Origin of the sequence: Ruegeria sp. AU67 (assembly GCF_900312795.1) — a bacterium.
GTDB lineage: Bacteria > Pseudomonadota > Alphaproteobacteria > Rhodobacterales > Rhodobacteraceae > Ruegeria > Ruegeria atlantica.
Genome location: NZ_OMPH01000035.1, coordinates 1 through 4,436, shown reverse-complemented (window position 1 = coordinate 4,436; position 4,436 = coordinate 1). Strand labels below are relative to the sequence as shown.

3 protein-coding genes are annotated in these 4,436 nt (G+C 62.7%); all 3 read left to right on the top strand.

The genetic code is table 11. The features are described 5' to 3' along the window. Positions 1-1,083, top strand: a 1,083-nt coding sequence (gcvT, locus tag DK510_RS19315) for a glycine cleavage system aminomethyltransferase GcvT (protein WP_109313490.1), incomplete at its 5' end; no start/stop codon positions are given. A 19-nt stretch (positions 1,084-1,102) separates the two neighbouring features. Beyond that, complete coding sequence (gcvH, locus tag DK510_RS19310; RefSeq protein ID WP_058271403.1) at positions 1,103-1,468, top strand: glycine cleavage system protein GcvH; 366 nt, start codon at positions 1,103-1,105, stop codon at positions 1,466-1,468. Positions 1,469-1,580: 112 nt separating this feature from the next. Next, positions 1,581-4,436, top strand: coding sequence for an aminomethyl-transferring glycine dehydrogenase (gcvP, locus tag DK510_RS19305; protein ID WP_109313489.1), 2,856 nt, complete (start codon positions 1,581-1,583; stop codon positions 4,434-4,436).

The window sequence follows — 4,436 nt, the reverse complement described above, 5'->3', positions numbered from 1 at the left end:
AAACGCACCCCATTGCATTCTTTGCACGTTGAGTTGGGGGGTAAGTTGGTTGATTTTGCTGGGTGGGAGATGCCTGTTCAGTATCCTTTGGGGATTATGGGGGAGCATAAGCAGTGTCGTGAGAAGGCGGCGTTGTTTGATGTGTCTCATATGGGCCAGGTGGTCCTACGCGGTGAGAATGTGGGTGAGAAGCTGGAAGCTTTGTGCCCGCAGGCCTACGCGACCCTGAAGCCGGGCAAGGCGCGGTACGGGTTCTTTACCAACGCGGATGGCGGGATCATGGACGATTTGATCGTGTCGAATGCGGGGGATTACTATTTCGTGGTGGTGAACGCAGCGCTGCGCCATCAGGACATTCCGCATATGCGAGACAATCTGGACGGCGTCGAAGTGACCGAGATCTTCGACCGCGCGCTGGTGGCGGTGCAGGGCCCGGCGGCGGAAAACGTTGTGGGTGATCTTTGCCCTGCCGCCCGCGACCTGAAGTTCATGGAAACCACTGAGGCCCCGATCAACGGCGTAGACTGCCGCATCTCGCGTCTGGGCTACACCGGTGAGGACGGGTACGAGATCTCGATCCCCGAGGACAAGGCGATCGAGGTCAGCAAGGCGTTCCTGGCGCATGAGGATTGCGAAGCGGCCGGTCTGGGCGCGCGCGACAGCCTGCGGCTTGAGGCGGGTCTGTGCCTCTATGGCAATGACATCGATCAGAGCACCTCGCCGATCGAGGCCTCGTTGGCTTGGGCGATCCAGAAGCGCCGCAAGGAAGAAGGCGGCTTTCCGGGCGCAGACCGCGTGCAGAAGGAACTGGCCGAAGGCCCTGCTAAAAAGCTGGTTGGCATCAAGCCCGATGGCCGCGCTCCAGCGCGTCAGGGCGTGGAAATCCAGTGCGCTGAGGGCAATACGATCGGCCAGATCACCTCGGGCGTATTTGGCCCCACGGTCGGCGGACCGGTGGCGATGGGCTATGTTTCCAAGGGCCACGGTGAGCCGGGCGAGACGGTGAACCTGATCATCCGGGGCAAGCCGCAGCCGGCGCAGATCGTGGCGCTGCCCTTCGTCAAACAGAATTACAAGCGTTGAAGTCAGGAGAGAGACAAACATGGCAACCTATTATTCCGAAGAGCATGAATGGCTGACCGTCGAAGGCGACACGGCCACTCTGGGCATCACCAAGCACGCGGCTGAACAGCTGGGCGACGTGGTGTTCGTGGAGCAGCAGGAAGCAGGCGATGAGTTTGAAAAAGGCGGCGAGATCGGCGTGATCGAATCCGTCAAGGCCGCCTCCGAGCTGTATGCCCCGGTCGATGGCGAGATCACCGAGGTCAACGAAGCGCTGGCCGACAACCCCGGCGCGCTGAACGAAGATCCCGAGGGTGAGGCCTGGATCTACAAGATCAAGATCGCGGATGCCGCGCAGCTGGAAGATCTGATGGATCTGGACGGCTACAAGGCCCTGATCGGGTAAACCCAAACGGCGGGTCCTTTCGCGGATCCGCCCCTTCATCTGGCTAAAAATATCCCCGCCGGAGGCTCCTGCCAGAGCGGCCGGGCGAGACATTCCCTGAGGAGCATGACCTATGGCCTTCAAACTGACTGATTACGAAGCCTATGACTTCGCCAACCGCCGCCATATCGGGCCCAGCCCGACGGAAATGCGCGACATGCTCAAGGTGATTGGCTTCAAGACGCTGGACCAGCTGATCGACGCCACCGTCCCGCCTGCGATCCGGCAGAAAGAGCCGCTGGACTGGGGTCCGGCGATGACCGAACGCGATGCGCTCTTTTACATGAAAGAGGTGGCGAGCAAGAACAAGGTTCTGACCTCGCTGATCGGTCAGGGCTATTACGGCACCACCACGCCGGCGCCGATCCTGCGCAACATCCTGGAAAACCCGGCCTGGTACACCGCCTACACGCCCTATCAGCCCGAGATCAGCCAGGGCCGGCTTGAGGCGCTGCTGAACTTCCAGACCATGGTCAGCGACCTGACTGGGCTGGACGTGGCCAACGCCTCGCTCCTGGACGAAGCCACAGCCGCAGCCGAAGCGATGGCGATGGCCAAGCGCGGCGGCCGGTCGAAGGCCAACAACGCGGCCTTCTTCGTGGACAAGAACTGCCACCCGCAGACCATCGCGGTGATCAAGACCCGGGCGGAGCCTCTGGGCATCGATGTGCAGGTGGCCGACCCGGACACGCTGGATGCGGGATCGGTCTTTGGCGCGATCTTCCAGTATCCCGGCACCCACGGCCATGTGCGCGACTTCACGAACGAGATCGCCGCCCTGCACGAACATAAAGCCATCGCCATCGTCGCCGCCGACATCCTGTCGCTGGCGCTGCTGAAGTCACCGGGTGAGATGGGCGCGGATATTGCCATCGGCTCGACCCAGCGCTTTGGCGTGCCGATGGGCTATGGTGGCCCGCACGCAGCCTATATGGCGACCAGTGACAAGCTGAAGCGGTCGATGCCCGGCCGGATCATCGGCGTGTCGATCGACGCGCGCGGCAACAAGGCTTACCGCCTGGCCCTGCAGACCCGTGAACAGCACATTCGCCGCGAAAAAGCCAACTCGAATGTCTGCACCGCGCAGGCGCTGCTGGCCGTCATTGCCTCGATGTATGCCGTGTATCACGGCCCCGATGGCATCAAGGCCATCGCGCAATCGGTTCACCGCAAGACCTCGCGCCTCGCCGCCGGTCTGGAAGAGGCGGGCTTCTCGGTCGAACCAGAGGTGTTCTTCGACACCATCACGGTCGAGGTTGGTCACCTGCAGAATGTCGTCATGGAGGCCGCTGTGGCCCGCGGCGTCAACCTGCGCAAGGTCGGCGACACCAAAGTCGGCATCAGCCTGGACGAACAGACCCGCCCCGAGACCATCGAGGCCGTCTGGGGTGCTTTTGGTATCGATCGCAAGGATGACAGCTCGAACAAGCTCTATCGCCTGCCCGATTACGCGCTGCGCGAAAGCGCCTATCTGACCCACGAGATCTTCCACAAGAACCGGGCCGAGGCCGAGATCACGCGCTATATGCGCCGTCTGGCCGACCGCGACCTGGCGCTGGACCGGGCGATGATCCCGCTGGGGTCCTGCACCATGAAGCTGAACGCCACGATCGAGATGATCCCGGTCACCTGGCCCGAGTTCGGCAATCTGCACCCGTTCTGCCCCGAAGATCAGGCGCAGGGCTATCATGAGATGATTGATGATCTGAACGACAAGCTGTGCCAGATCACCGGCTATGACGCGATCTCCCAGCAGCCCAACTCGGGCGCGCAGGGCGAGTACGCAGGCCTGCTGACCATCCGCAACTATCACGCCGCGCGGGGTGAGGCGCATCGCAATGTCTGCCTGATCCCGACCTCGGCGCATGGCACCAACCCGGCCTCGGCCCAGATGGTGGGCTATCAGGTTGTGCCAGTGCAAGCCGATGACAAGGGCAATATCGATCTGGCCGACTTCCGCGCCAAGGCGGAAAAGCATTCGGACCATCTGGCCGCCTGCATGATCACCTACCCCTCGACCCATGGCGTGTTCGAGACCACCGTTCAGGAGGTCTGCCAGATCACCCATGACCACGGCGGTCAGGTCTATATAGACGGCGCCAACATGAACGCCATGGTCGGTCTTTCGCGTCCGGGTGACATTGGCGGTGACGTCAGCCACCTGAACCTGCACAAGACCTTCTGCATCCCGCATGGCGGTGGCGGCCCCGGCATGGGCCCGATCGGCGTCAAGGCGCATCTGGAGGAACACCTGCCGGGTCACCCGGAATACGGCACCGCCGTGGGCCCGGTCTCGGCCGCGCCCTTCGGTTCGCCCTCGATCCTGCCGGTCAGCTGGGCCTATGTGCTGCTGATGGGCGGTGCCGGTCTGACGCAGGCGACCAAGGTGGCGATCCTGAACGCCAACTACATCGCGGCACGCCTGCAGGAGGCCTATCCGATCCTCTACACCTCGGACACGGGTCGGGTGGCGCATGAGTGCATTCTGGATACCCGCCCGCTGGATGAGGCGGCGCAGGTCAGCGTCGACGACATCGCCAAGCGTCTGGTCGATTCCGGCTTCCACGCGCCCACCATGTCCTGGCCGGTGGCCGGCACCCTGATGGTCGAGCCCACGGAATCTGAACCCAAGGATGAGCTGGACCGCTTCTGCGACGCCATGCTGTCCATCCGGGCCGAAGCGCAGGACATCATCGACGGCAAGATCGACGCGGAGAACAACCCGCTGAAAAACGCCCCCCACACAGTGCGCGATCTGGTCGGCGACTGGGACCGGCCCTACTCGCGCGAACAGGCCTGCTTCCCCCCAGGCTCCATGGGCGTCGACAAATACTGGTCCCCCGTAAACCGCGTCGACAACGCATATGGCGACAGAAACCTAATCTGCACATGCCCCCCAATGGACGCTTACGAAGAAGCCGCTGAGTAA